Genomic DNA, 25,451 nt, shown 5'->3' with positions numbered 1-25,451 from the left:
GGGTGCTTCGAATCAAGCGTTCAGGTCGGGAATCAGGCGACTGCGCAGTCGCTGGATGGAGTCTTTCAGCTGCAGCTTGCGTTTTTTCAACCGCTGAATCGCAAAGGCATCCGGCGCCGGTTGCTCGTGCATCACCGCAATTGCGGAATCCAGCGCCCGATGCTCGGACTCGAGCTCCGCCAGTCGTGCACGAATCTGACTCTCCGTCTCCAACAGCCCATCCTCGCTTGTTTGTTCGGGTCACGAGATACATCCAGCTCGCGTATCATCGCAGACCCACCTTGCCCGAACCATCCCGAACCCATGGCCATCCGCAACACCAGCCTGTCCATCGATACCCCGCGCGGCATCCAACTGAACGGCGTTCTGGCAGAACCCGACCAGGGTCCGCTACTCGGCCAGGCCTGCATCGCACACTGCTTCGCCTGTTCCAAGGACTTCCCCGCCACCGTGCGTCTGGCACGCGCGCTGGCGGAAGAGGGCATCGCCACGCTGCGCTTCGACTTCGCCGGCCTGGGCGACTCCGAGGGCCGCTTTCGCGACAGCACGCTCGAAACCTATTGCGAGGACCTGAACGCCGCACTGGACGCGGTGCAACAGGCCACCGGCGAGCCCACCGATCTCCTGATCGGGCACAGCTTCGGCGGGGCCATGGCCATCCATGTGGGCAGCCAGCGCGAGGAGTTGGGGGGTATTGTCACCATCGCCGCGCCCAGCCGGCCCGGCCATGTCGCGCATCTGTTCGGCGACATCGCCGACACCATCGAGCGCGAAGGCTTCGCCCGCGTCAATATTGGCGGCCGCCCGGTCGAGATCGGAAAACCCTTCCTGGACTCGATCGAAGAGCCAACGCTGGACAGCGCCCTGGAGCGCATGACACAACCACTGCTGCTCCTGCACGCCCCCGGCGATACCGTGGTCAGCGTCGATCATGCCCGTCGGATCTTCCAGCAGGCCCACCACCCCAAGAGCTTCGTCGCCCTGCACCAGACCGACCACCTGCTCTCGCGTCCCGAACACACGCGCTATGCCGCCGGGCTGATCCACGCCTGGGCCGCCAACCTGTTCGATTAACCCCAGCGCACGCTGAACTGTAGGAGGCCAGCCCTCTGGCCGATGGGGTTTTATTGGCGTCCAATCGGCCAGAGGGCTGGCCTCCTACAGCATGAACCAGGCTCTACCAGTAGTTTTCGGTCGTGATCTGCCCCGGCTTGCGGCGGCGATTCTTTTCCAACCCGCGCTCGCGGAGGATGGAGGCGGTGTCCTTCACCATGGCCGGGTTGCCGCACAGCATCACCTGCGAATGTTCCGGCGCGATCTTGAGCCCGGCGTGATGCTCCAGGCGACCTTCGGCAATCGCGGCCGGGATACGACCCTCGAGGCCGCCCGGGCAGGGTTCGCGGCTGACGAACGGGATGTACTGGAACTGTTGCGAGTCGCGTTCCTGGAACTGCCGGATCGTATCCTGGTAGGTCAGTTCGTCCGCCTTGCGCACGGCATGGATCAGCCGGATATTATCGAAGCGTTCCCAGGGGGTGTCGGTCTTCAGCATCGACAGGAAGGGTCCCAATGCGGTGCCGGTGGACAGCAACCACAGATCGCGGCTGTCCGGCAGCTCGTCCAGCGTGAAGAACCCCGTGGCGCGCGGCATCAACTCCACCGTGTCACCGGACTTCAGTTGCACGAGCCGGTTCGACAACGGGCCCTCGGGCACCGTGATCAGGTAGAAATCCAGCGGGGTTTCGTCCGGCGCGTTCACATAGGAATAAGGACGCGCGACCGGCTCGCCGTCGATCTCCAGGCGCAGCCGGTTGAACTGCCCGGCCTTGAACGGCTCCACATCCGCCTCCACCCGCAGCGAGAAGAGACGATCCGTCCACTGCTTGCACTCCTGCACGGTCCCCGTGACCCAGCCCATATTTCCGACTCCATGACTCAAGTATTATCCAGACTGGTGGCGTATCCGGATCGTTTCAAGCCGTCCTCCAGACGACGCGGATTAATCCACCCAGTCCCAATCCGTATAATCGGCACCCACACCTAACAGGCACTGGAGCAACCATGGCCCGCACCCCCTCGCAGATGATCGAACTCGGCACCGAGGCCCCGAACTTCTCCCTGCCGGACGTCGTCTCCGGCGACACCATCAGCCTCGACAGCTTCCCCGATGCGAAAGGCTACATGATTGCCTTCATCTGCAATCACTGCCCGTTCGTGCAACTGATCCGCCACGAGTTCGCACGCTATGGCCGCGAGTACGCGGACAGGGGCATTGCGGTGATCGCGATCAACTCCAACGACATCCAGGCGGTACCGGACGACGCCCCGGACAAGATGCGCGACGATGCCCGCCGTTTCGGCTACAAGTTTCCCTACTGCCTGGACGAGGACCAGTCCGTGGCCAAGGCCTACCATGCGGCCTGCACCCCGGACCTGTACCTGTTCGACGCCGACCGCAAGCTGTACTACCGCGGCCAGTTCGACGAAACGCGCCCCGGCTCCGACACCCCGGTCACCGGGCGCGACCTGCGCGCGGCCAGCGATGCCCTGCTGGCCGGCCAGACTGCCCCGGAGCCACAGCACCCGAGTCTGGGCTGCAACATCAAGTGGCGCCCGGGCAACGAGCCGGACTACTACGGCTGACCCACCTGCCGCAATGGGCTGGCCGAATCGACCGTGCGGGAGCGGGCTTGCCCGCGCGGCGGCCGTGCCCGCCGTATACTGAACGCACACTCCGAACCATGGCCACCGCATGCCGCCCAGCAACGTGATCGACGGCCCGCGGGTCGCCACCTGGCGCTGCCCGTCCTGCCAGGAGGCCGTCCCGCGCCTGCTGCCCAACGGCGAGAGCAACCGCATCCCGATCCCGCCGGCGCGCATGGCACTGCCGGACAATACCGTGCGCCAGGCCTGCGAACGTGTGCAGGGGCTGCGCGCACCGGAGATCTGCTTTGCCTGCGGCCAGGCCTACCAGGAGCTGCTGGGCACGCTTGTGCGCCCACCGGCCGAGCTGGGCGACGCCCGTGGCGAGCCCGGGCTCAATGACACCGGCATCATCGGGGCCCTGTTGCCTATCGCCGACCAAGGTACGCAGATCCTGATCTTCAACGTGGTCGACCAGGAACTGCGCTGCACCGAGATCGAGCGCCTGGCCACCTTCAATCCCGACCGCCTGACCTACCCTGGTTCGCGCGGCGCCATCGCCCCGCGCATCTGGGCCCTCTACGAAGACCACCTGGCCCAGCTGCATGCCCGGCCGCCCGTTCCATACCACCCCGAATAGCCGTTGTCATCGCGTGGCGCGCAGCGCCGAGGCGATCTTTCGGGGCACCCCCGGGCGCTCACATCAACGCGGCCTCTCGACAACACGCGATCCGTTACGCGTGACCGCCTTCCCCGTCATCGCCCCCGGCAGCATCCACACGCGCGAGCATGCGCATCCCGCCGGCCATACAGCGCAACGCCTCCAGGGTCTGCAGGTCGAAATCGGCCCCGGTCTCGTCGGGCAACTGCCAGTACTTCGGCCGACAACTCGCGGGACGGCGTGCCGGCATGACGCGGGCGGCAGACGTGTCGACCGCCACCAGCAGATCGGCCCAGGACAGGTCAGCGTCCGTGACGTCGGCCATCGCGTCCGCCGGGCGCACCTCGATCCAGTCCTCGAACTCGGCCGCCGCGGCCAGCTCCGCCACGCGCGCAGCGCGCCCATCCGGCCGTTCCGCCGCCACCAGCAGACGCGCACGGCGCTTATACATCTCCACTTCCTCGCAGGTGCTTTTGAATGGCACCGCAGGCCACCGTCAGGCTATAACCCAAATGATCGAAACGGAGAACGGACGCCATGGCCCACCTCGACTGGTCGCATTATCCGGTGAATGAACTCAAGCTCGTCTACAGCACGCTGCACGCGCAGCTGACGCTGGCGCCGGAGTTGATGGATTCGCAACTGATGGATGACCTGCAGACCCACCTGCAAAAGGCCGCGAAGGCCGACGGCGTGGACGTCTCCACCCACTCCCAGTGGGCCGCCTGGCTGAACGACCGCTGAGCCCCAGGAGCATCACTGCTTACAAGGGCCCGATCGGCCAGGGGGCTGGCCTCCTACAGTGGGTGACACCAAGGGCGTAGCAACCTCCATGCGAAAACCCGCACCTTGTGCCACCCCCGAAGGTCGCCTCGGCGCTGCGCGGCGCGCGATGACGGGCACCCCTAGGCGTCGCCGGCGGTGGCCTTGCGGTGTTCGGCGGCGAAATCGAGCATGCGCTGGGTAGCCACCAGGGCCTTCTGGCGCGCGGTTTCATCAACGAAGATCTCGTTCTTCGCGGGTTCCGCGGCGTCTTCCAGCGTCTCGGCTAGCGAAACCAGGTCGTTCATGGCCATCCACGGGCAGTGGGCGCAACTGGTGCAGGTGGCGCTGTGGCCGCCGGTGGGGGCCTCGATCAGGGTCTTCCCCGGGGCCGCCTGCTGCATCTTGTAGAAGATGCCCTTGTCGGTGGCAACGATGAACTCCTGTTCCGGGCGGTTCTTCACCGCCGCGATCAGCTGGCTGGTGGAGCCGACCACATCGGCCTGATGGATCACCTCCCGCGGGGATTCCGGATGCACCAGCACCGCGGCGCCGGGGTGGCGGCCGCGCAGGTCCTCCAGCGCCCAGGCGCGGAACTCGTCGTGCACCACGCAGGAGCCGTCCCACAGCACCATGTCGGCACCGGTGGTGCGGCGAATGTAGTCGCCAAGATGTTTGTCTGGGGCCCACAGAACCTTCTTGCCCTGATCGCGCAGGTGCTCGACCAGCGGCACGGCGATGCTGGACGTGACGACATAGTCGGCCTGCGCCTTCACGTCCACCGAGGTGTTGGAGTACACCACCACCGTGTGATCCGGATACTGGGCGCGGAACTTCGCGAACTCGTCAGCCGGGCAGCCTAGATCCAGCGAGCACTCGGCCTCCAGCGTCGGCATCAGCACGCGCTTCTCCGGGCTCAGGATCTTGGCCGTCTCGCCCATGAATCGCACCCCGGCGACCACCAGCGTCTCGGCCGGGTGCTCCTTGCCAAATCGCGCCATCTCCAGGGAGTCGGCCACACAGCCGCCGGTCTCGTCCGCCAGACGCTGTAACGACTCGTCCACATAGTAATGCGCCACCAGCACCGCGTTGCGCTCGATCAGCAGGCGCTTGATACGGCGCACCAGTTCGTCGCGCTGGGCATCGGTCAACGCATGCAGCGAAGCCGTCACGTGATCCGTGCGCGGAACCTGGAAGATTGGAATTTCGGCCACCGGTGCGGTCATGGGTCCTCAACACCCCGGCATGCGGGGTAAATTATCGTTGGCTAATAGTACGACAGGCTCCCGGGCGCTGTCGTTCCTACACATTGTGGGGGCGTCGCCGCGCATCCCAACCCGGGCGCCTATAATGCCCCGGCCATGACCGACCTGAAGCAGCAATACAAGGCAATGACATTCGAGGAACGCATGGACCTCGCACTGTCCGCGGACCTCGAGGCGCACTGGCGGCCCCTGCTGGTGCGCGACCAGCATGCCCAGGTGAAGGCCTACTTCTCCCGCCGCATGGATCTCACACCCGAGGAGGTCGCCCTGCTGCTGGCCGACCCCAACCAGACCGTGCGCCTGAACTGCGCCAAACGCCCCGACCTGACGCCCGAGCAGGTCGACGCCTGTGTGAACGACCGCGACCCGAATCTGCGCTACTTCGTCGCCCGCAATCCGCTTCTGACCGAAGCCCAGCGTGAACGCCTGATGGCTGACGAGGACGAACTGGTGCGCATCGCGGTGCGCAAGGGCCCGAAAAAACGCGGGACCCGCGCCCGCCCCGGACAGGCCGAGATGATCCGTTGACCGAGACCCGCCCCGACAAACCGAAACGCCCGAAGCCTTCCCGGCGCCGCCGCGCCCTGAGTTGGGGCATCCAGATCGGGATCGCCCTGGTGATCTTCCTGGCCGTGCGCGCCTGGATGGCGCGCGACATGGTCGAGGGCCCCGCCCCCGAGTTCGAGGCCCAGCTACTGGATGGCACGCCAGTAACACTCGCCGACTACGCGGACGAGCCCATGCTGCTGCACTTCTGGGCCACCTGGTGCCCGATCTGTCGCCTCGAGGAAGGCGAGATCGTGCGCCTGTCGCAAAGCCACCCGGTGCTCACGGTGGCCATGCAATCCGGCACGCCGGAAGAGGTGCTGGAGCACCTGAACGACCGCGAGCGCGAGCTGGCCGTGATCAACGACCCGCAGGGCAAACTCGCTTCGCAATACAACGTTCGCGGTGTACCCGCGACCTTCATCATCAACCCCGACGGCGAGATCGTCTTCCGCAAGCAGGGCTACGCCCCGCCCCTGGAGCTGCGCCTGCGCCTCTGGCTCGCCCGCTGGCTGTAGCCCCACCGCTCCACGGTGCAGTTCGCTGCGCTCAGTGCGCCCTACGCGTCACATCCCAACCGTAGGATGCGTTGAGCAAAGCGAAACGCATCGCGCTCAGGCAACCGAGCGTTTAATCATCCAACTCCCGCAGGACGCGGAAGCCGAGGTTGGTATCCATCTCGTCGATGTTGCGGCGACGCCGGGCGGCGCTGCGGGTGGCGACCGCCGGGTCGAACCACGAGCCGCCCTTGACCACGACCCACTCGTTGTCCGGGTCGCGACGGTATACGCCGTCGCGCGGCATGTTCGCGTGATCGTCATGCCAGGGCGTGGAAGTGAACTCCTGCACGTTGCCGTGCATGTCGTACAGGCCCCACAGGTTCGGCTGGAAGCTGCCGACATCCAGCGGACGGGACAACGGGAAACAGGCGGGCAGATACCACTTGCGGCGCTGCCGGCGCTCCTCGTAGGGGAACAGGGAATTGAAGTGCACGTCGCGGCAGCCAACCACCTCGCCGAAGGCAAAAGGCGTGCGTGTACCGGCCCGGCAGGCGTATTCCCACTCGGCCTCGGTGGGCAGACGATAGCGCTTGCCGGTTTCCTCGCTCAGCCAATCGAGATACTGCTGAATCGACGCGGGCTTGATGTTGAAGATCGGCGTGCGTGGCGTCCTTGGCCACACCAGCCAGTCCCAGGTCTCCCAGCCCGTCGCCTCGGCAAAGGCCTCCCACTCCTCCCGCGTAATCGCGAAACGGCCCAGCGCAAAAGGCTTCTCCAGCACCACATAGCGCCGCGGTGACTCATGCTCCTGATGCCCGTACTCCGAAGCATCCGAACCGATCTCGCACTCGCCCGCCGGGATCACCTGCAACTCGGGCGTCACCGCACCCGAACGCGCCTCGTCACGGAACGTGACATCCAGCCGCGCCTTGCGCGCCGCCCGCTGCTGCAGATCCAGCAGATCCGCCTGCTCCAAGTCCTGAACGCTCCGGGCTTTATCCAATTGCATTCCACAAGTGTCTGCCTACATGAATCATCAGGCAACAACAAATGCCCGCAAGTTCGGGCACTTGCTGAATGAATAAGGCCGATCAATGGAACACAGAGAAGGCTAGAAGCACTCCTCGGGAGTTCGATCCGTTTCACCCGTATCGCGCGTCACCGTCACAACCATGGGATTACACGTCGAGTCCGTGCGCCCGGAAACCTTGTCCGCCTGCACGGTAAAGGCGTTGGTTCCCGAAGAAGTGATCGAAAGTCGCCACCGCCCCTCATCACTATCGTACGTGGCCGACTGCCCATCACTCACAAGCCTCAGCCCGTCGTCATCCGACCCGAAATTACTCGAGTACTGCGGGTTATTGGCCCGGAATCGCTCCTGGCGGAGCAGTACATCTGTCAACGCATTCTGCCCATCCGCTCGCTCGGCCCGTGTGACGTAGCGGTCATAGGCAGGGAAAGCGATCGACGCGAGTATGGCCACGATCACAACGACGATCATGACCTCGATCAGCGTAAACCCGAGTACTCTGCGCTTTGCATACATGATCGTGCCCCCCTGCCCAGCGATTTCCCTGCCCCGAGAATACCACCAGTTCGTCAATCTTCCGGAACGCTCTTGCGAGCGGGGCATTCGCCCCCATGAGCGGTCAACCCGTGCCCGCTCGTTCAACCCATACTACATACACGAAATCGTATACCCGGCGAGGTCAATCCGCATGCCGCTTGCGCCCCCCATTTCTGCAAGCCAAATCACCCGCAGGTCACAGCCCTGCACGGGCTTCACCTTGATCGAATTGATCGTGGTGGTGTCCGTGCTTGCAATTATCGCGACGCTGGCAGCTCCCAACCTGATCAACTTACTCGACAACCGGCGCCTGAACGGTGCTGCCGAAGCCATCCTGGCGGAACTCCAGTTCGCACGATCGGAAGCGATCATGCGCTCCGGCGAGGTTACGCTGGAACTACCTTCCAACGGAGCCTGGCTTGTGGTCCGCGATGCCAACAATCAAGACATCCGACGGATCAACAACGATGATTTTCCCCGCATCCAGATTGCCGCCAACGAAACCTGGGATGACGGGATCCTGATGGATCCGGTGCGCGGCCTGGCGCTTCGCACGACCAACACCGATCAGGTGATTTCACCGGTCGCCTCCATAACGGTATCCGACCCGCGCGGACGATCCCTGGAAATTCGCCTGAACGCGCTTGGCCGGTCATGGATTTGCCAGCCCGATGGCAGTGGGCGTTTCGGGGCCTGCACCTGATGCGCACAGTAACGACGAAAGACACGGTCGTCACCCGCCCAGGGAAAGCAGTCCCTGGGCGACGGACTGCTCAGCATGGTGTGACACTGATCGAACTGATGATTGGTCTCGTCGTGGGCCTGATCGTGCTGCTCGCGCTTTCCACGGTTTACATCGTCACCGTAAATGCCAGCAACGAGACATTGTCATCGGTTCGTCTGAATCAGGACATGCGTTCCACCATGTTGATCGTCTCGTCGGACGTCCGGCGGGCCGGATACTGGAATCAGAATCTGAACGCGGCCAGCCCTTTCGCTCAGGGAACCGGACAGGGCTTGCAACTGGACGACTGCGCTTCCGAGAGCACCAACTGCGGGCGCCTGAATTACGCCTTCGACCGGAATCGTGACGGCACCATTGGCAACAACGAGTTGTACGGGTTCCGTCTTAGCGAAGGGTCGATCCAGATGCTGAATCCGTCATCGGACCCCGATGACGAAGAATGGGTGGTACTCGTCGGCGGGGCCAATGACCCAGTGGAAATCACCAATCTGACCTTTACGGCGATCGGAGATCCAGGGCAGGAAGGTCAGTTTCTCTGTCGAAACATCTCCACGGGCGAAGGGAGTTTTTCATCCTGCTCTGCTGATGCCAGCGAAGCCGGCGACCCAGGACAGACCATTCTGCAAAAGCGCCGCATTCGGATTGTCATGGAGGGTCAACTTGGTGACCACCGGGTCACGCTGACCGAGATCGTACGGGTGCGCAACGACCGACGGGTAACACTGCAATGAATCGAGTGACCCAGACTACGAGATCGACCCGCATGCGAAACTTTCCAGCGTTGTCGTCGCCTCCGAGGAGACAGGCCGGTGCCATGGCGTTGGTCGTTGGCGTCATCCTTTTCTTCGGCGCCACCCTGATCGCCCTTTACACCACCGACCCTGTTCGCACCGAGCAGCAAATGGCGGGCAACGAATACCGGTCGTTTCAGGCCCTAAACGCGGCTGAGGCTGGGCTGGGTTACATGCAGTCCATTTTCGTTTCCTACGACGTCGACAACCTCGATTGCGGCCCTCATTTTCTCGGCCCCAACAGTGATCGAGGTAGTTTCGAGATCGTCCGCATTGATGGTCAGGCATGTTCCGATTTCGAAGCCCCATCCGACGTCGCCGCAATCGGCTATGTAACCCTCGATATCGAGGTGGAAGGCCGTAGCGACGATGGATCCGCCGTTCGCCAGTTGTCGCAAAGCGTGTTCTTGATGGACTTTGGCGAAGGCGCTTCAGAAGGGAGCCTGGCTCCCCTCAACTTTGCTGGCGACGTCGACTTCGACGCACCAAACAGTAACTCGTTTCGGGTGGATGGCGCTGGCGGGCCGGCCATCTCACTCCAGGATGCAGCGAACCGCGACGCAGTAATCAACGCAATCGCGGAAGTGGGGCGTGCGGACAACTACGACGGGCCCATCTCGGACGGTGGTTTTGGCGAACCCTGGGACAATCCCAACGCACTGAATGACTTTGTCAGCGCCATCGAAGCAGAGGCCAATGTGATATCTGGCAACCATTCGGTTGGCGGCAACAGCAGTCTCGATGGCGTGAACGTCGTGAATGGAGATATGGAATTCAGCGGCAACGCGGGGGGGTCGGGTGTCCTGGTGGTGAAAGGGGGTCTGACCACATCCGGGACACCGCAGTTCGACGGACTCATCATCGTCCTGGGCGGAAGCTACACAGTGACCGGTGGTGGCAGTGGCGGCCTCGAAGGCTCCATGTTCGTCTCGAACTTGATTCAGAACAATGGGAGTTATGAATACGGCGAGACCACCTTCCAGAGCTCAGGCGGTGGTAACGCCGACTTCAATTACAATTTTGCGGCGCTCAATGCCGCCCGTGACCTTCTGAGCCAACAGGCACGGGACCTCTGGTATCTGGAGGATCCCACGGGACCGTCCGGGCCCAATATCTATGGCGCGGGCATTCAGACGGGCATCATCGCAGGCAGCTGGGTGGACTTCGAATGAAATATTCTTTCTATCGCACAGGCGATGCAGCGCTGCCAAAGGCGCGCACCCACGGCTTTGCTCTTCTTGAGGCCTTGATTGCGTTGATCGTATTCGCGGTAGGCCTGCTCGCCATCGCGCAGTTCCACGGCACACTGATGCAAACGAGCGGCCAGAGCAAAGCGTCCAGCGAAGCCCTCTATCTGGCCCAGCAGAAGATTGACGAATTGCGATCCGTCAGCTGGGAAGAGATGGAAAGCGGTAGCGAAACTGGGCTCGCGGGAACCAACGATGTCTTTGAACTGACCTGGGAAGTGACGAAGGTCGATGACCTCGCCAATATCACGGTACGCGTAGACGGCTCGGAGATTGAGGGCATACAGCTTTACACCTCGATTTCCCGCGTCGCTGATATCGCACTCGCGCAAAGCGACGGAGACGGCACTACCGGCACGTATCGAAACGAAGATGGCGAAGTCGAATTACCCAGTGATGCCCATGAAGGGCAAACGGTCGATGGCATGATGGTCCGCACGGACGAAAGCGGGGAGATCACCGAGATCATTGACCCGGATACCGGAGACTTCCTGGAAGTTCCGAACGGCAGTGCGCGCATTAGTGGGAACATCTTTTTCCGCGGGGACGACTTCCTGGACAACGGGCTCCCTCCAATCCAGATCACAGCCACGGGGAACACCCTTTGCCGTGTATTCCCCGGACAGGGACTCAGCCACAGCACCACATTTGGTAGCTATGAGGCGATCGGATATTCGTGTTACGTGTCCAACGGCTGGCTGGGCAATATCGTGGCCTTCCCGCAGGACCCGACGACACAGGTTTGCATTGGTTCGCCCAACGAGCGGCCTCAGGCATTCTCCGGCGGACTGGGCGGGGCCGTGGAACGCCGTTACTTTGGCAATCGCATCACCGAAGAGGACACGATTGTCGAAATCGGGATCACGGGTAGCACCATCGAAGGAAAGGCCAGCATCGGCACCGTATGCGATCGCGACGGAGACTGCCGCGACACGGAGGTTGAATATTTCGTCCCCGGAGGCCATCACTTCCTGGTAAAAGACGACTCCAGTGACTGCGAGCAAGCGATGCTCCAGTTCAGCGAGGAACACGTCGGGCACGAAAATCACCAAGCCGACAGTGCGGACAACCCCAATAACCCGTTCTACGACAACCCTGCCGGCCTGGTCTGCACTACGCGCCCGACTTGCGGTGCTGTAACGCAAACACGCACCACCTTCCGCACCCGAATGAGTGGATTCCTCGACGCGGACAGCAACGTCTCGACCGCCGATGCACGGATGTCGGGCGGCTCTCTCGAGTGCCAGACGTTCGGGCGCCTCGGGGACGGGGATGGCAGCGGAGCCTACTGGTGTCCGGTTACCGACCCCATGCGCAATTCCGCTCAGGGCGTCGTCGGCGCAGCCTCCGGATCCGGAGTCGAGGTAGACGAACTTTGGGGGTACCGAATCGAGCGCGACGGGCAGGGCGAGCTCATCGAAAAGCGTGCCGGGCGCTCGGCTTCCTCACTCAACATTGAAAAAATACTCGACTTCAACAGCTTCGGATTCGTACTAGCTGCCCGCGACAGTGGTGACGACGACGATGGTGACGACGACCCTCCCCCATCCGGATCGGAATGTACGACCGTCGTGCAGGGGAGCCGCCACAACCGAAATCAGATCGTTTCGGTCGATCTGCCCACTTCAGGGGGGACTTGTTCCCATCCGAGCAACAGTACCTATTCCTGCTCCATTGAAGCGCTCGAAGGGGAGACGATCGAACTGTTGGCTTCGGGGCCCGGTAACCAACTGCGTGAGTTCCGCGGAACAACGAACTGCGGCACGATCAACCATAACTTCTAGCAGCGTCAGACGGGTTGCGTCACGAGAACAAGGCTCGTGCCCGGATGACACGGACATCAAGCATATGGCACGTTCGCACCAGTGGCGATAATTTACGAACGCCTTTAGAGTCATAGCTAAACAACTCAGGGAGGAGTCTGGTATGCGCAAGGATGCGCTCGGGCTGACGCTCGTGGAATTGATGGTGACGCTGGTGGTTTTTGCGGTGCTGGTCGGTATCGCGGCCCCCGCTTTCGGCAATCTGGTCGAGCAGAATCGCGTGACCAGCGCGACGAATTCCTTTCTGACCACCCTGCACCTGGCGCGTAGCGAGGCGATCCGTCGCGGCTCGCCGGTCACGCTGTGCACATCTCAGGATGGCGCCACCTGTTCGGCGGCGATCGACTGGGACGGCGGCTGGATCCTTTACCAGAACGCCGCACTGGCCACACAACCGACAGGACCTGATGCGATCGTGCGCGTGGGGCAGGAGGCGCCGCGCGTGGGAATCACTGGCAACACCCCCACCCGTCACTACATCAGTTTCGATGCATTGGGACAGTCACAGCAGCTCTCCGGTGCCTGGCTAATGGGGACCGTCAGTGTCTGCGCGGGAGAAGGCTCGGGACGGGCGATCGTGCTGTCGAATACCGGGCGACCGCGCGTGGGCGAAGCAACATGCGGCTAAAGTAATTAAGACACCGTCCATTGCTGTATTTGGACCGCCGGTTAGAACAGGTCTACACGCGACCCTTCCCATCATCTAGAAATGAGCCCGTCATGGAAGACTCGGCTATCCGACAAACCCGGCGAAAGGGATTTTCGCTGGTGGAGTTGATGATTACGATTGCCGCGCTGGTAATCCTGATCAGCCTCGCCATCCCGCACTTCTCCACCCTCGTGGAGAATCACCGCACCTCGGCGACCACCAACGAACTCGTCAATGCCCTGAATCTCGCCCGCAGCGAGGCAGTCCGCCGCGGGCTGCCCGCAGCCGTATGCCCGGATGGCAACGACTGGGAGGGTGGCTGGGAGGCACGGGTGTTTGCCGTGGACGAAGACCCGAACGACTGCGGCCAGGGCACGGCCCTGCAGCAATGGTCAGGCCCGGCCAGTTCCATTCGGATCGCGGTCAATGGCTCACTCGCCTTCGACGCCCTGGGTGCCCAGTCCAGTCCGGAACCGACCGATGCCGCTATGCGCATCTGGCCACAAGACTGCAGCGGCGAGCGCGGCCGTTCGCTGCATGTCGAGCCGGGCGGACGCGTATCGACACAGCCCGAAAGCTGCCCGGAATAGGCCAAGTCGATGTCATCACGTCCACTCCCCGCCGCCCGTGTGGCCCGTACCCGTGGCGTCACCCTGATCGAGGTGCTCGTCGCCCTGGTGGTGCTCTCCATTGGCGTGATTGGGCTGGCGGCCCTCCAGGCGCAGGCGCTTCAGCTCAACCAGGGTGCCTATATGCGTGCACAGGCGACCAACCTTGCCTACGACATCGCCGATCGCATGCGCACCAACCGAGAGGCCGCCCTGGATGGCAACTATGACACGGGCTTCCAGTCACCACCCGATTGCGAGGCCCCGGGAACGGGGCCCGACCTGGCAAGCGCCGACCTGACGCAATGGCGGATGGCGCTGGCCTGTGCCCTGCCCGAAGGACAGGGCCGCATCGAACGCAACGGTGAGGTTTTCACCATCACCATTCGCTGGGACAACCGCCGCCTGGCGGAGGATGGCGAAGAGCCCTTTGAAGAGTTCGTCACGAGGACCGGGATATGAGTGCCGACTCCTCATCTGGCCGGAACAGGAACCGTGTGCGCGGCTTCACTCTGGTGGAGCTGATGGTCGCGATGGTGCTCGGGCTGTTGATCGTGGGCGGGGTCATCGCCCTGTTTGTCTCCACCCAGCAGACCTCGCGCACACAGGAAGCCATGTCGCGCGTGCAGGAGACCGGGCGCTTTGTGATCGAACGCATCGCTCGCGATGCGCGGGAGGCCGGCCACGAGGGCTGCCGTGGCGGCAATGTCAACAACCTGCTCGACACGGCAAGCGCGGATTTCGACCCCTGGTCGCACACGGTCGAATCGGCATTCCTGCCCCCGCAGCCACCCAGCGACCATCTTCGTGGTGACGTCCTGACCCTGCATGGCATGACCTCGATCGGGTCGGTTGCCGTCGCGGTGCCCAATACCACCGCACCGATCAACACGGTTGACCCGGTCGATGTTGCCCAGGGCGAGATCGTGCTGGTCGCGGACGAGGCCGGCACCACCTGCGAGCTTTTCCAGAACGCTCCAGCCCAGCCCGGCGTGCTCAGCCGCGCGACGGGCGCGAACATCTCGCCAGGGAACGTGGGCGGCGACCTCACGGATTTCTCCGGGCCCGCCACCCTCTCGATCTCCCGACTCGAAACCATCACCTATTACATCGGCGAATCCTCGGCCAGCCCCGGTGTGGCCAGCCTGTTCCGGCGCAGCACGGCGGATACCGATAGCAACGGCAACCCGGTGCGCCGCGAGATCGCCGAGGGGGTGTACGACATGCGCCTGGAGTTCGGGCAGGACAACAACGACAACCAGCAGGTCGACGGCTTCGTGGCCGCGGGCAATACCACCAGCTGGAGCGAAAGCGACTGGGCCAGAGTCGCCGCCGTGCGCGTCCACCTGCTCGTCTACAACGGGCTGGACAACAACGTGGTGGATCAGCCCCGCACCGGACTGCTGTTCGCCAACGAACTGTTCGATGCGCCGGACCGGCGTCTGTACCAGGTGTTCACCACCACCGTCGCCACGCGCAACCGGCTGGAATGACCATGAACGCAACACCTCGAAGCGTGCCCTGTCGGCATGGGCAGCAGGGCTCGGCCCTGATCGTCGGGCTGGTACTGTTGCTGGTGATCACGCTGATCGCCGTTACCGGCATGCGCAACACCATTCTGCAGGAACGCATGACCGGCAACATGCTGGACCGCAACCTGGCGTTCCAGGTCGCCGAGGCTGCCCTGCGGCATGGCCAGATGAATCTTGATCCCAGTACAGCAGCGGAGCCCGTGGGCGCGCCTGCCGATCCTCTCGCCTGGGAGGAGCGGCTCGCCAACGGAGGCGGAACGGCCTATGCCCCGCCGGACGCGGAGAGCTTCGGCCTGTACGCGATGCCCCGCTACTACATCGAGGCCGTGCCGGTTCCCCCGGTGGATGCGCTCGCCGCAGACGAAGCCCTGCCCAATCAGGATCTCTACCGGATCACGGTGCGCGCTCAGGGCGGATCACCCGAGGCTGTCGTAATCCTGCAGGCCACCTTCCGCCACTAACCCTCGGCCACCGCATGACGCAAGGATGCCCATGACGCCAGGAATCTCCACGCCACGAGCCGCACCCCGCCACGCCCTGGTTGCGGCCGCGCTGGGCCTCGCGCTGGCCAGTATGCCGGCGAGCGTGGCGGCACAGGTCGCCAACAAGCCGCTGTTCCTCACCGGGCCAGGCCTGCCACCCAACGTACTGCTGATCCTCGACAACTCCGACAGCATGCAGGAGGGCCTGAGCCAGGGCCGGGTCGCGATGGACTGGGATCAGTGCGCCCCGGGCGAGGACCTGGAGCCCGACACGTGCCCGGCCGGTGCGCGCTACGAGGACAGCAAGGGCAGCATCGTCAAACGTGTAGGCCAAAACCTGATCAACGAGTATCGAGGGCGCATCAACCTGGGACTGATGGCCTATCAGCAACATCCGCCTAGCAATGCCCGCAACGACGTCTTCATCAGCGCGGTAGACGACCCAGCCGACCTGGGTACCGTGCTCTGGCGCCTGGTCCACCGCCCGCATGACGTGCGCTACGCCTCCACCCCGAATCCCGATTTCTACGATCCGGACCACGAGGGCCCGTGGGATTCGGATACCAAGCGCTTCCGCGAACCCCACCCCACACGCGACGACGTCTGGGTCTTCTACAACGTGGCCGTGCCCGGCTATCAGTGGATCACGGCGGAGGATGGAGCGACCGGCTTTCCGGAACACGACGAGACCTGGTTCTGCGAATACACCGGAGACTTCACCGAGGACGACCTGTTTCCGTTCGACTGCTACCGCGATGTCACCGCGGGTTTCGGCGGGCAGCCCGTCTATTCGAACCAGATCCCGCTGAACCTGCTCGGCACCCTGACCGACAGCATGCGCCAGCGCGGTGTTACGCACTGGGGCGAGCACATGATCTTTTCCCAGCTCAATCAACCGGAATGGCGTGCCAACCATTCGCCGGGCCTCGGCTACCTGCATGTGCCCATCGGCGGATTCGATGCCGACGGCAACGTGGATCCCAACCACTGGGAAGCGATCGAGCGCAAGCTGGAGCCCCAACGCCACGACTGGTCACCCGGCGATGGCAATGTACTGGTGGACCCGGACTGGCCACTGATTGCCGCCGGGCTCACGCCACTCGAGGGGACGATGCGCACCGCGCGTGACTACTTCCTCGGACAAACCGAGCACTTCGGCAGCGATCAGGGGAATCTCGATACGCCCGAGATCCCGCGCAGTTGCGATGTCAACGCCGCGGTCTGGGTCACCGACGGCCTCCCTTCGGTACAGGCCGACGGCACCGAACTGGGCGACGACCCGGCCACCGCGATCCGCCAGGCGTCCGACGCGATCGAGGACTTCCACGCCACAACCGACGTCGACACCTACATCGTGGGCTTCGCTTTGCCTCCCGGAATCGGAGGCCTGGACGACGACATGCCGGAGAACCCGCTGGACCTTCTGGCCGAATCCGGTGGTACCGGTTCCGCCTTTGACGCGACCAGCGAGGACGGTCTGCAGGACGCCATGTCGCGCATCTTCGAGGGCGTAATCGCGGAGGCGACCGGCAGCTCGGCTGCTGTCGCAGCCAACTCCACCAGCCTGCAGGCGGGATCCGCGATCTTCCAGGCCGGCTTCGACTCCAGCGACTGGTCGGGAGAGTTGCGGGCCTTTCGGCTAACCAGCCCCGCCCTGGATGACGGCGAACTGATCGAGTCCATCCCCGCTTGGGATGCCGAGGCCCAGCTGCCACCACCTGCGGGGCGCAACCTGCTGACCTGGGCACCCAGCGAAGAACCGGATGATTTCTCACCGAGCTGGAGCCAGGGCGAGACCGTCGCCTTCGAATTCTCGGCACTGACCGATCCCCAGCAGGAAGCGCTGGGCGGAGAAGGGACGGGCCCGGAGCGGCTCGACTGGCTGCGTGGCATGTCGGATAACGAGGGTTTTGGCGCAGACCAGTTACGCCCCCGGCAGCGCCTTCTGGGCGATATCGTGAATTCACGCCCGTTGTTCGTACATGCACAGGACTTCGGGTATGGGCGTCTCGAAGGGGTCGGCGAGTCCTACAGCGACGCGCTGGACTCCTGGAGGACCCAGCGCCCACTAGTGGCCGTCAACGCGAACGACGGCAAATTCCATGCTTTCGACGGCCGACTCCCCTGCCAGGACAACACTGCCGAACCCATTGGTGGCTGCTCCTCGGAAGGCGGCCTCGAGGTCTTCGCGCTCGTCCCCAACGCCGTCTATGGCGACCTTCAGGATCTCTCCAGACCCGATTACGACCGGCGCTATGTGCTGGATGGCTCACCCCGGCTCGGTCACGTGCATGACGGAACCGGCTGGCGGCGCATCGTGGTGGCCTCGCAGGGGGCGGGTGGAACCGGCGTGTTCGCGCTGGATATCGACCGGCAGGAAGTCCTGTGGGAGATCGACCACCGTCACGAGGCATTCGAGTCCTCTCTCGGCCGGGTCATCGGCGACCCCGTGCTCGGGCGCGCCGCCAGCGGGCAATGGATCACCGCGATTCCGAACGGCTACGGCAGCGAGAACGGCCAGGCCTCAATCCTGATTCTCGACACCCTGAGCGGCGAACGGCTGTTCGAATGGACACCGAACCACTCGGACAACACCGCAGACAACGGCATGTTCAGCCCCGTACCCGTCGACACCAGCGGCGACCGCAAGATCGACCGCATCTACGCCGGGGATCTGAATGGCAATCTCTGGCGTCTGGATCTGGGTGGAAACGGACCCGCGCAGTGGGGTGCCCCGGGGTTCCTCACTACCGGCACCCAGACTTCACCGCTATTCCAGGCGCATGATGCGGGTGGCACCCGGCAACCGATCACGGCGCGTCCGGCGGTCGCGCGCGACGACAGTGGGCACGTGAACCTGTTCTTTGGTACCGGCCAGTATTTCGAGGTCGGCGACAACGACCCCGGCAACAGCTCCACGCAGAGCCTGTACGGGGTACGAGATCGCGATGAGGGCATCGTCGAACGCTCCGATCTGCTGGTCCAGGAGATCCAGCACGAGGTCCAGGCATTCGACTTTGATCTGCGCGTCACCAGTGATCACACCATGGAGGACAGCCAAGCCGGCTGGGTGATGGATCTTGTCTCGCCGCTGTTCGGTTTTCAGGGCGAACGGGTGGTGGAAGATGCCCTGATCCGCCACGGCGACCGTGTCGTCTTCGCGACCCTGATCCCCGAGCCCAGCAGCGATCCCTGCGACCCCGGTGGCGGGACCGGCTGGATCATGGAGTTCGATGCCTTCAGCGGCGGCCGGCTGGAGCGGTCGCCCTGGGACCTCAGCGGCGAAGGCTTTGGCGAAGAAAGTTTCGTGGACGTCCCGGTCGAGAACGAGGATGGCACCGTGGAATCGATCGCCCTGCCCGCCCACGGAATCCGCTCGCCAGTCGGCATCCCCTCGCGGCCAACCGTGGTCGAGGACCAGCAACGGCGGGATCGCGAATACAAACTGCCCGTTGGCTCCGGGGGAGAGGTCTGGCAGATGCCGGACGAGGAACGTCCGGGCTTCAACTGGCGCAGCTGGCGTCAGCTCCGATAACGGGGGGATACAGGATGAAAAAACCGAGAACAACCTTGCCCGCGATGGGCCGCAGACGGGCGATCGGGGTGCTGGTTGCGTTGAGTCTGTCCCCGACCTTCGCGATGGCTTACGTCGAGCAGGAACGCACGGTTGAAGGCGTGCTGGAACGCAGCCTTCCGGAACAGAAGCAGGTCGTCATCAATGGCGAGCGACTGCGCCTGCATTCCCGCATCCCGCATCCGAAACACCGCCGCACTCATGACGACACGAGCCCGGCGGTCGGCGACCGGGTGAGGGCCACAATCGCGGACGGCCGGGTCGTGCAGCTGGAGCGAAAACCATGACCCCCAAAGCACCTCGGGGCGGTCTCGGGTTCACCCTCATCGAGGTAATGGTGGTGGTCGCGGTCGTGGGCATCCTCGCAGCGATTGCCTACCCCTCCTACCAGAACCATGTGACCAACACCTGGCGGGGCAATGCCGCCGGCTGCCTGACCGAGGCTGCACAGTCGATGGAGCGACGCTACACCCGTGAAATGAGCTACGAGGGCGACCTGCCCAGCCGTGGCTGCATGACCGAAAACGGCATGCCGGATCGGTACAGCTTCCGTCTGGCCGAGGTCGAGCGGGCCTCGTTCCGGCTCGAGGCCGTACCCCAGGGGGTCCAGGCCAGCCGTGACACCCGGTGCGGCACCCTTACCCTGAACGAGCGCGGCGAACGCGGTGCCAACGGTACCGCGTCCGATTGCTGGTGAAATCGACGGGCCAGCCCGAACAAGCCCCGGCGATCCGATGCCCAAACAAAAGCGCCCGGCGGGTAAACCCGGCCGGGCGCCTGTTATTGCCTTGCCCCTTGTAGGAGGCGCTGGCGTTGACCGTTACGCCGAGGCGGCGCGGGCGGCCTTTTTGCGTTCGTGTTCGAGCAGGAACTTCTTGCGGATGCGGATGTTTTCCGGAGTGACCTCGACGAGTTCGTCGTCGTCGATGAACTCGATGGCCTGCTCCAGCGTCATGCGGATCGGCGGGGTCAGCTGGATGTTCTCGTCCGTGCCAGCGGCGCGGATGTTGGTCAGCTGCTTGGCCTTGAGCGCATTCACGACCAGGTCGTTCTCGCGCGAGTGCAGGCCGATGACCATGCCCTCGTAGACCTCGTCGCCGGGGCCGATGAACAGCTTGCCGCGATCCTGCAGGTTGAACAGCGCAAAGCCGAGCGCCTTGCCGGCAGCATTGGCGATCAGCACGCCGTTCTGGCGCGAGGCGACCGCACCCGGCTGGTAGGGGCCGTAGTGGTCAAAGATGTGGTGCAGGATGCCGGTGCCGGAGGTCGCGGTCATGAACTCGGTCTGGAAGCCGATCAGCCCGCGCGACGGGATGATGAAGTCCAGGCGCACGCGGCCCTTGCCGTCGGGCACCATGTTGGTCATGTCGCCGCGGCGTTCGCCGAGCTTTTCCATGATCGTGCCCTGGTGCTGCTCCTCGACGTCGACGGTGACGGCCTCGTAGGGCTCCTGCTTTACGCCGTCCACTTCCTTGATGACCACTTCCGGACGCGAGACGCCCAGCTCGTAGCCTTCGCGGCGCATGTTCTCGATCAGAATGCCGAGATGCAGCTCGCCACGGCCCGAGACCTTGAACTTGTCGGCGTCGTCGGTCTCTTCCACGCGCAGGGCGACATTGTGCTTGAGCTCTTCCAGCAGGCGGTCGCGCAGCACGCGCGAGGTCACGTACTTGCCTTCGCGCCCGGCGAACGGCGAGGTGTTGACCTGGAAGGTCATGGTCACCGTCGGTTCGTCCACGGTCAGCGGTTCCATCGCCTCGACGTTATTCGGGTCGCACAGGGTGTCGGAGATGTACAGCTCGTCCATGCCGGTGAAGGTAATGATGTCGCCGGCGCGGGCCTCCGCGACCTCGACACGCTCCAGGCCGTGGAAGCCCATGATCTGCAGCATGCGGCCATTACGTACCTTGCCCTCGCGGTCCACCACCTTCACCGGAGTGTTCGGCTTGATGCGCCCGCGCTTCACGCGGCCGATGCCGATCAGGCCCTGGTAGGAGTTGTAGTCCAGCGAGGAGACCTGCATCTGGAACGGGCCGTCGGCGTCGACGTTCGGCGGCGACACATGCTTGACGATCGTCTCCAGCAGGCAGGTCATGTCGCCTTCGGTAACACTGGAATCCAGTCCGGCGAAGCCGTTCAGCGCGGAGGCGAACACGATGGGGAAGTCCAGCTGCTCGTCGGTCGCGCCAAGGCGGTCGAACAGGTCGAACACCTGGTCCACGGCCCAGTCCGGGCGGGCGCCGGGGCGGTCGACCTTGTTGACCACCACGATTGGCTTGAAGCCCATCGCAAAGGCCTTCTGGGTCACGAAGCGGGTCTGCGGCATCGGGCCGTCGACCGCGTCCACCAGCAGCAGCACGGAATCGACCATGGACAGCACGCGCTCGACCTCGCCACCGAAGTCGGCGTGTCCAGGGGTGTCGACAATGTTGATGCGGTAGTCCTGCCATTCGATGGCCGTGTTCTTGGCCAGGATGGTGATCCCGCGTTCTTTCTCGATCGCGTTCGAATCCATGATCCGCTCGCCGTGGTCGCCGCGCGCATCAAGCGTTCCGGACTGGCGCAGGAGCTGGTCGACCAGCGTGGTCTTGCCATGATCGACGTGGGCGATAATGGCGATGTTGCGAAGCTTCTCGGTCATGGAATACAAACTCTGGATACTGGCAAAAGGGCCGACACTATACAGACTTATTCGTGACCGCGCTGCGACTTCCACGTTTTATGCGCAGGCTCCTTCGCCCCCGCGCTGCCAGGGCAACTCATCAGCCGCCTGATCGCCATCGATAACCGGCGCCCGGCCATCCCGGCCGTAACGCAGCGACAGAGCCGGAATGACCCAAAGTGACGCGGGTTCGGGAAGCATGGCGGCACCATGTGGGCGGCCGCGCGGAGGGTCAGGACCTGGACTCGTCTTCCGGCGGTGGGAGCTGGAGGTGGAAGCCCTGCTCATTGAGGTTGGCCAGGACCTTTTGCGGGTCTTCCTGGGCCAGGGCGCGCTCCGGGGTCAGCTCGAACTCCAGGGCGAACTCGAGGCGACCGAGTGCTCGACTCAGGCCGTCGGGGAGTTCGGAGAAGTCGCCCTTCTGCGGCAGATAGACGTAGGTATCGGCGCGCCGGGTCGCGCGGTAGACATAGCACTGCATCGGTTCAGTCCTCGAGATAGGTGTAGCCGGTCAGGCCCTGCTCCAGCTCCGCCAGCAGCCGGCCCGCGGCCTCGCCGCGCAGGCCGGCGGCGTCGATCTTGGCGCGGAAGGTGCGCCGCAGATCATCCGGGGCAAAGTGCACGTACGACAGCAGTTCGTCCACGGTGTCGCCGCGTTCTGGGTCGACCAGGCGATAGCCGCCTTCCGGCAGCAACTCCACGTTCACGGTGTCGGTGTCCCCGAACAGGTTGTGCAGATCGCCCAGGATCTCCTGGTAGGCGCCGACCAGAAAGATGCCGAGGTAGTACGGCTCGCGGTCGTTCCACGGGTGCAGGGCGAGCGTTGTGTGCGTGCCTTCGCGCTCCACGTAGTGCTCGATGTGGCCATCGGAGTCGCAGGTCAGGTCCTGCAGCACCGCGCGCCGCGTCGGCCGTTCGTCCAGCCGATGCAGCGGCATGATCGGGAAGATCTGGTTGATCGCCCAGGTGTCCGGGATCGACTGGAACACGGAGAAGTTGCAGAAGACCTTGTCCGCCAGCTTGTCGGTCAGCTCCGCGTGGATCTCCGCCGGCAGGGCCTCCGGCCGTGCCAGCAGCCGCTGGCACAGGGCAAAGTAGATCGCCTCGGCACGGGCGCGGTCGGCCAGCGACAGCATCCCGCGGGCAAAGCGCGCCTGCACCTCCGCCAGGCCGTAGGCGGCATCGTGGTAGATCTCGGACGCCGGGCGCTCGCCCTCGTCCAGCAAGGCACGCATGGCGGCGATCTCGGGCAGTTCGCCATTCTCCGCAGGCGGGACGTCGCCATCCCCCGGGGCCGGCTCGCAGTCGATCACGTTGGTGATCAGCACCGCATGGTGCGCGGTCAGGGCGCGCCCGGACTCGCTGAAGACCTCGGGCATGGTCAGACCCAGTTCCTCGCAGATGCGCTTGAGCGGGCGCAGGATGTTCAGCGCGTACTCCTCCACCGAATAGTTGATGGAGCATTCGTTGCGCGAGCGCGAGCCCTCGTAGTCGATGCCCAGCCCGCCGCCGACATCCACTACCCGCAGGGCCGCGCCGGCCTCGGTCAGCGCGGCGAAATAGCTGGCCGCCTCGCCCATGCCGTTCTGGATGTCGCGGATGTTCGCGATCTGCGAGCCCATGTGAAAGTGCAGCAGTTGCAGCCGGCCCAGCCAGCCGAGGCCGCGCAGGCGCTCGAGGATGCCCAGCACATCCGCCGCCGAGAGGCCGAACTTGGCCTTCTCGCCGCCGGTGTTCTGCCACTTGCCCTTGCCGATCGAGGCCAGGCGCACGCGCAGGCCCAGCAGCGGCTCGACCTGCATGGCCTCGGCCTGGCGGATCACCTCCTCCAGTTCGGAGGGTTTCTCGATCACGATGTACACGCGGTGTCCGAGCTGGCGCCCGATCAGCGCCAGGCGCACGTATTCGCGGTCCTTGTAGCCGTTGCAGATAATCGCCGCACCCGGGCGCGACTGCGCCAGTACGGCCATCAGCTCCGGCTTGGAGCCGGCCTCCAGCCCCACGCGCGGGGTTAGCCCCTCGGCATCCGGCTGATCACCGGCCGCCAGAATCTGATCCACCACACTGCGCTGCTGGTTGACCTTGATCGGATAGATCGCCGTGAATACGCCTTCGTACTCCAGCTCGCGCGCGGCGGTGTCGAAGGCCCGCGCCAGGCGGCGCACCCGGCCGTCCAGCACATCCTGGAATCGCACCAGCACCGGCGGGCCCACATGCTCCTCCCGCAGACGCCCCGCGAGCTCGTACAGATCCACGCCAGGGTGCTCCGGCCAGTCCGCGCGGCGCATCGCCACGTTGCCCGCGGCGTTCACCTCGAAGAAGCCACCGTTCCAGTGATCGATCCCGTAGGTGGCGCGGGCCTCGTCCAGATTCCAGGGCGTGTCAGACATGGCGATCCCGGGTTTGCGCATGAGTGTGACCAGTTGCCCGCAGCGTACGGGGCACTATCATAGCGGCGCATCATACCGTCCACCGCACCGGCAAGGGGAGCCGCCAATGGCACTCGACAACAACTGGTTCAGCGAACCGCACGAAGACATGGCGCTGTCCCTGCGCATCAAGCAGAAGCTGCACGAAGAACAGACCCCGTACCAGAGGATCGAGATCTACGAGACCGAGGCCTTCGGCAACCTGATGGTGATCGACGACTGCGTGATGCTGACCGGCCGCGACAACTTCATCTACCACGAGATGATGTCGCACCCGGTGCTGTATTCGCACAACGCTCCGAGGAACGTGGTGATCATTGGCGGCGGCGACTGCGGCACCCTGCGCGAGGTGCTCAAGCACGACGAGGTCGAGCGCGCCGTGCAGGTGGATATCGACGAGCGCGTCACCCGCCTGTCCGAGCAATACTTCCCGGAGCTGTGCGACGCCAATGACGATCCGCGCGCCGAGTTGCTGTTCGACGACGGCGTGCAGTACCTGAAGGACGCCGCCCCCGGCTCCATCGACGTGATCATCGTCGACTCCACCGACCCGGTCGGCCCGGCCGAAGGCCTGTTCTCCACCGCGTTCTACAAGGACTGCGTGAAGGCCCTGGGCCCGGACGGCCTGCTGGTGCAGCAGAGCGAATCGCCGCTGCTGCACACCGACAGCATCATCCGCCCAATGCATGACAGCCTGCGTGCGGCGAACTTTATCGACGCCCTGGCATTGCACTTCCCGCAACCGACCTATCCCTCAGGCTGGTGGACCTGCACCATCGCCGCGAAGGACTGCCCGGTGTCGTTCCTGCGCGAAGAGGCAGCCGAGGAACTGCCGTTTGTCACGCACTATTACAACGCCGCGATCCACCGCGCCGCCGGTGCCACCCCGGAGTTCTTCCGCCGCAAGCTGTTCGCCTGAGGCGGGCAGCCCCTTCAGCCTCCCACGCAAGGGGTTCCGCCGGCCG

The 25,451-nt window shown here is 64.2% G+C and carries 28 protein-coding genes; 19 read left to right on the top strand and 9 right to left on the bottom strand.

Annotation, left to right across the window (positions count from 1 at the left end; genetic code table 11):
* Nucleotides 1-12: 12 nt before the first annotated feature.
* The gene (locus F623_RS0102590; protein ID WP_018860855.1) at nt 13-213 is read right to left on the bottom strand and encodes a YdcH family protein; all 201 of its coding nucleotides are present in this window, start codon (nt 211-213) and stop codon (nt 13-15) included.
* A gap of 90 nt (nt 214-303) precedes the next feature.
* Between F623_RS0102590 and F623_RS0102585 the strand changes: the two genes are divergently transcribed.
* A complete protein-coding gene (locus F623_RS0102585; protein ID WP_018860856.1) occupies nt 304-1,074 on the top strand; it encodes a carboxylesterase in 771 nt (256 codons plus the stop codon).
* 103 nt (nt 1,075-1,177) lie between these two features.
* On the opposite strand, the gene F623_RS0102580 is transcribed toward F623_RS0102585, so the two are convergent.
* The gene (locus tag F623_RS0102580) at nt 1,178-1,918 is read right to left on the bottom strand and encodes a ferredoxin--NADP reductase (RefSeq protein ID WP_018860857.1); all 741 of its coding nucleotides are present in this window, start codon (nt 1,916-1,918) and stop codon (nt 1,178-1,180) included.
* Nucleotides 1,919-2,061: 143 nt separating this feature from the next.
* Between F623_RS0102580 and F623_RS0102575 the strand changes: the two genes are divergently transcribed.
* Nucleotides 2,062-2,643, top strand: a complete 582-nt coding sequence (locus F623_RS0102575; protein WP_018860858.1) for a thioredoxin family protein — start codon at nt 2,062-2,064, stop codon at nt 2,641-2,643.
* Nucleotides 2,644-2,752: 109 nt separating this feature from the next.
* Nucleotides 2,753-3,283: a hypothetical protein gene (locus F623_RS0102570; RefSeq protein WP_018860859.1), complete on the top strand. Its 531-nt coding sequence runs from the start codon at nt 2,753-2,755 to the stop codon at nt 3,281-3,283.
* A gap of 94 nt (nt 3,284-3,377) precedes the next feature.
* Here the strand turns inward: F623_RS0102570 and F623_RS0102565 are convergent, their stop codons facing one another.
* A complete protein-coding gene (locus tag F623_RS0102565; protein ID WP_018860860.1) occupies nt 3,378-3,755 on the bottom strand; it encodes a hypothetical protein in 378 nt (125 codons plus the stop codon).
* 86 nt (nt 3,756-3,841) lie between these two features.
* Between F623_RS0102565 and F623_RS0102560 the strand changes: the two genes are divergently transcribed.
* On the top strand, nt 3,842-4,048 hold the full coding sequence (locus F623_RS0102560) for a hypothetical protein (RefSeq protein ID WP_017926221.1): 207 nt from the start codon (nt 3,842-3,844) through the stop codon (nt 4,046-4,048).
* A 161-nt stretch (nt 4,049-4,209) separates the two neighbouring features.
* Here the strand turns inward: F623_RS0102560 and nadA are convergent, their stop codons facing one another.
* Nucleotides 4,210-5,292, bottom strand: coding sequence for a quinolinate synthase NadA (gene nadA / locus F623_RS0102555; RefSeq protein ID WP_018860861.1), 1,083 nt, complete (start codon nt 5,290-5,292; stop codon nt 4,210-4,212).
* Between the two features lie 135 nt (nt 5,293-5,427).
* Here nadA and F623_RS0102550 point away from each other — a divergent pair, with 135 nt between their 5' ends.
* Both F623_RS0102550 and F623_RS0102545 read left to right on the top strand, forming a co-directional pair.
* Nucleotides 5,428-5,859: a hypothetical protein gene (locus F623_RS0102550; RefSeq protein ID WP_018860862.1), complete on the top strand. Its 432-nt coding sequence runs from the start codon at nt 5,428-5,430 to the stop codon at nt 5,857-5,859.
* A complete protein-coding gene (locus F623_RS0102545; protein WP_018860863.1) occupies nt 5,856-6,395 on the top strand; it encodes a protein disulfide oxidoreductase in 540 nt (179 codons plus the stop codon). The genes F623_RS0102550 and F623_RS0102545 overlap by 4 nt, the downstream gene beginning before the upstream one ends.
* A gap of 112 nt (nt 6,396-6,507) precedes the next feature.
* On the opposite strand, the gene F623_RS0102540 is transcribed toward F623_RS0102545, so the two are convergent.
* Together F623_RS0102540 and F623_RS0102535 are read right to left on the bottom strand one after the other, a co-directional pair.
* Nucleotides 6,508-7,353, bottom strand: a complete 846-nt coding sequence (locus F623_RS0102540; protein WP_018860864.1) for an SUMF1/EgtB/PvdO family nonheme iron enzyme — start codon at nt 7,351-7,353, stop codon at nt 6,508-6,510.
* 135 nt (nt 7,354-7,488) lie between these two features.
* The gene (locus F623_RS0102535; protein ID WP_026278593.1) at nt 7,489-7,923 is read right to left on the bottom strand and encodes a type IV pilin protein; all 435 of its coding nucleotides are present in this window, start codon (nt 7,921-7,923) and stop codon (nt 7,489-7,491) included.
* Nucleotides 7,924-8,095: 172 nt separating this feature from the next.
* On the opposite strand from F623_RS0102535, the gene F623_RS0102530 reads away from it, so the two are divergent.
* The 12 genes from F623_RS0102530 to F623_RS0102475 all read left to right on the top strand — a co-directional run bounded on the left by F623_RS0102530 (nt 8,096) and on the right by F623_RS0102475 (nt 20,092).
* Entirely contained in the window at nt 8,096-8,647 is a 552-nt protein-coding gene (locus F623_RS0102530) for a GspH/FimT family pseudopilin (RefSeq protein WP_255349343.1), read from the top strand.
* Entirely contained in the window at nt 8,599-9,420 is an 822-nt protein-coding gene (locus F623_RS0102525; RefSeq protein WP_369772111.1) for a PilW family protein, read from the top strand. The genes F623_RS0102530 and F623_RS0102525 overlap by 49 nt, the downstream gene beginning before the upstream one ends.
* An 83-nt stretch (nt 9,421-9,503) precedes the next feature.
* The gene (locus tag F623_RS0102520) at nt 9,504-10,652 is read left to right on the top strand and encodes a pilus assembly PilX N-terminal domain-containing protein (protein WP_018860868.1); all 1,149 of its coding nucleotides are present in this window, start codon (nt 9,504-9,506) and stop codon (nt 10,650-10,652) included.
* Nucleotides 10,649-12,511, top strand: a complete 1,863-nt coding sequence (locus F623_RS0102515; RefSeq protein ID WP_018860869.1) for a hypothetical protein — start codon at nt 10,649-10,651, stop codon at nt 12,509-12,511. Before F623_RS0102520 ends, F623_RS0102515 begins: the two co-directional genes overlap by 4 nt.
* 142 nt (nt 12,512-12,653) lie before the next feature.
* Nucleotides 12,654-13,178, top strand: a complete 525-nt coding sequence (locus tag F623_RS0102510; protein ID WP_018860870.1) for a GspH/FimT family pseudopilin — start codon at nt 12,654-12,656, stop codon at nt 13,176-13,178.
* A 92-nt stretch (nt 13,179-13,270) separates the two neighbouring features.
* Nucleotides 13,271-13,789 carry a GspH/FimT family pseudopilin gene (locus tag F623_RS0102505; protein ID WP_018860871.1) on the top strand — a complete coding sequence of 173 codons (519 nt, stop codon included), beginning with the start codon at nt 13,271-13,273 and terminating at the stop codon, nt 13,787-13,789.
* A 9-nt stretch (nt 13,790-13,798) separates the two neighbouring features.
* Nucleotides 13,799-14,269, top strand: coding sequence for a type IV pilus modification protein PilV (gene pilV, locus F623_RS0102500; RefSeq protein WP_018860872.1), 471 nt, complete (start codon nt 13,799-13,801; stop codon nt 14,267-14,269).
* The gene (locus F623_RS0102495) at nt 14,266-15,300 is read left to right on the top strand and encodes a PilW family protein (protein ID WP_026278595.1); all 1,035 of its coding nucleotides are present in this window, start codon (nt 14,266-14,268) and stop codon (nt 15,298-15,300) included. Before pilV ends, F623_RS0102495 begins: the two co-directional genes overlap by 4 nt.
* A 2-nt stretch (nt 15,301-15,302) precedes the next feature.
* Entirely contained in the window at nt 15,303-15,800 is a 498-nt protein-coding gene (locus F623_RS0102490) for a PilX N-terminal domain-containing pilus assembly protein (RefSeq protein WP_026278596.1), read from the top strand.
* Between the two features lie 31 nt (nt 15,801-15,831).
* Nucleotides 15,832-19,356, top strand: coding sequence for a pilus assembly protein (locus tag F623_RS0102485; protein ID WP_231367683.1), 3,525 nt, complete (start codon nt 15,832-15,834; stop codon nt 19,354-19,356).
* Nucleotides 19,357-19,370: 14 nt separating this feature from the next.
* On the top strand, nt 19,371-19,682 hold the full coding sequence (locus F623_RS0102480) for a hypothetical protein (RefSeq protein WP_026278598.1): 312 nt from the start codon (nt 19,371-19,373) through the stop codon (nt 19,680-19,682).
* A complete protein-coding gene (locus F623_RS0102475; RefSeq protein WP_018860876.1) occupies nt 19,679-20,092 on the top strand; it encodes a type IV pilin protein in 414 nt (137 codons plus the stop codon). The genes F623_RS0102480 and F623_RS0102475 overlap by 4 nt, the downstream gene beginning before the upstream one ends.
* A 123-nt stretch (nt 20,093-20,215) precedes the next feature.
* On the opposite strand, the gene typA is transcribed toward F623_RS0102475, so the two are convergent.
* The 3 genes from typA to speA all read right to left on the bottom strand — a co-directional run bounded on the left by typA (nt 20,216) and on the right by speA (nt 24,447).
* Complete coding sequence (gene typA / locus F623_RS0102470; RefSeq protein ID WP_018860877.1) at nt 20,216-22,036, bottom strand: translational GTPase TypA; 1,821 nt, start codon at nt 22,034-22,036, stop codon at nt 20,216-20,218.
* Nucleotides 22,037-22,289: 253 nt separating this feature from the next.
* Nucleotides 22,290-22,538 carry a YcgL domain-containing protein gene (locus F623_RS0102465; protein WP_018860878.1) on the bottom strand — a complete coding sequence of 83 codons (249 nt, stop codon included), beginning with the start codon at nt 22,536-22,538 and terminating at the stop codon, nt 22,290-22,292.
* Nucleotides 22,539-22,542: 4 nt separating this feature from the next.
* Entirely contained in the window at nt 22,543-24,447 is a 1,905-nt protein-coding gene (speA, locus tag F623_RS0102460; protein ID WP_018860879.1) for a biosynthetic arginine decarboxylase, read from the bottom strand.
* Between the two features lie 106 nt (nt 24,448-24,553).
* Here speA and speE point away from each other — a divergent pair, with 106 nt between their 5' ends.
* Nucleotides 24,554-25,405 carry a polyamine aminopropyltransferase gene (gene speE / locus F623_RS0102455; RefSeq protein WP_018860880.1) on the top strand — a complete coding sequence of 284 codons (852 nt, stop codon included), beginning with the start codon at nt 24,554-24,556 and terminating at the stop codon, nt 25,403-25,405.
* Nucleotides 25,406-25,451 lie beyond the last annotated feature (46 nt).

Origin of the sequence: Thioalkalivibrio sp. ALD1, assembly GCF_000381245.1 — a bacterium.
GTDB lineage: Bacteria > Pseudomonadota > Gammaproteobacteria > Ectothiorhodospirales > Ectothiorhodospiraceae > Thioalkalivibrio.
The sequence above is the reverse complement of the archived record's forward strand: the minus strand, read 5'-3'. Positions and strand labels throughout refer to the sequence as shown.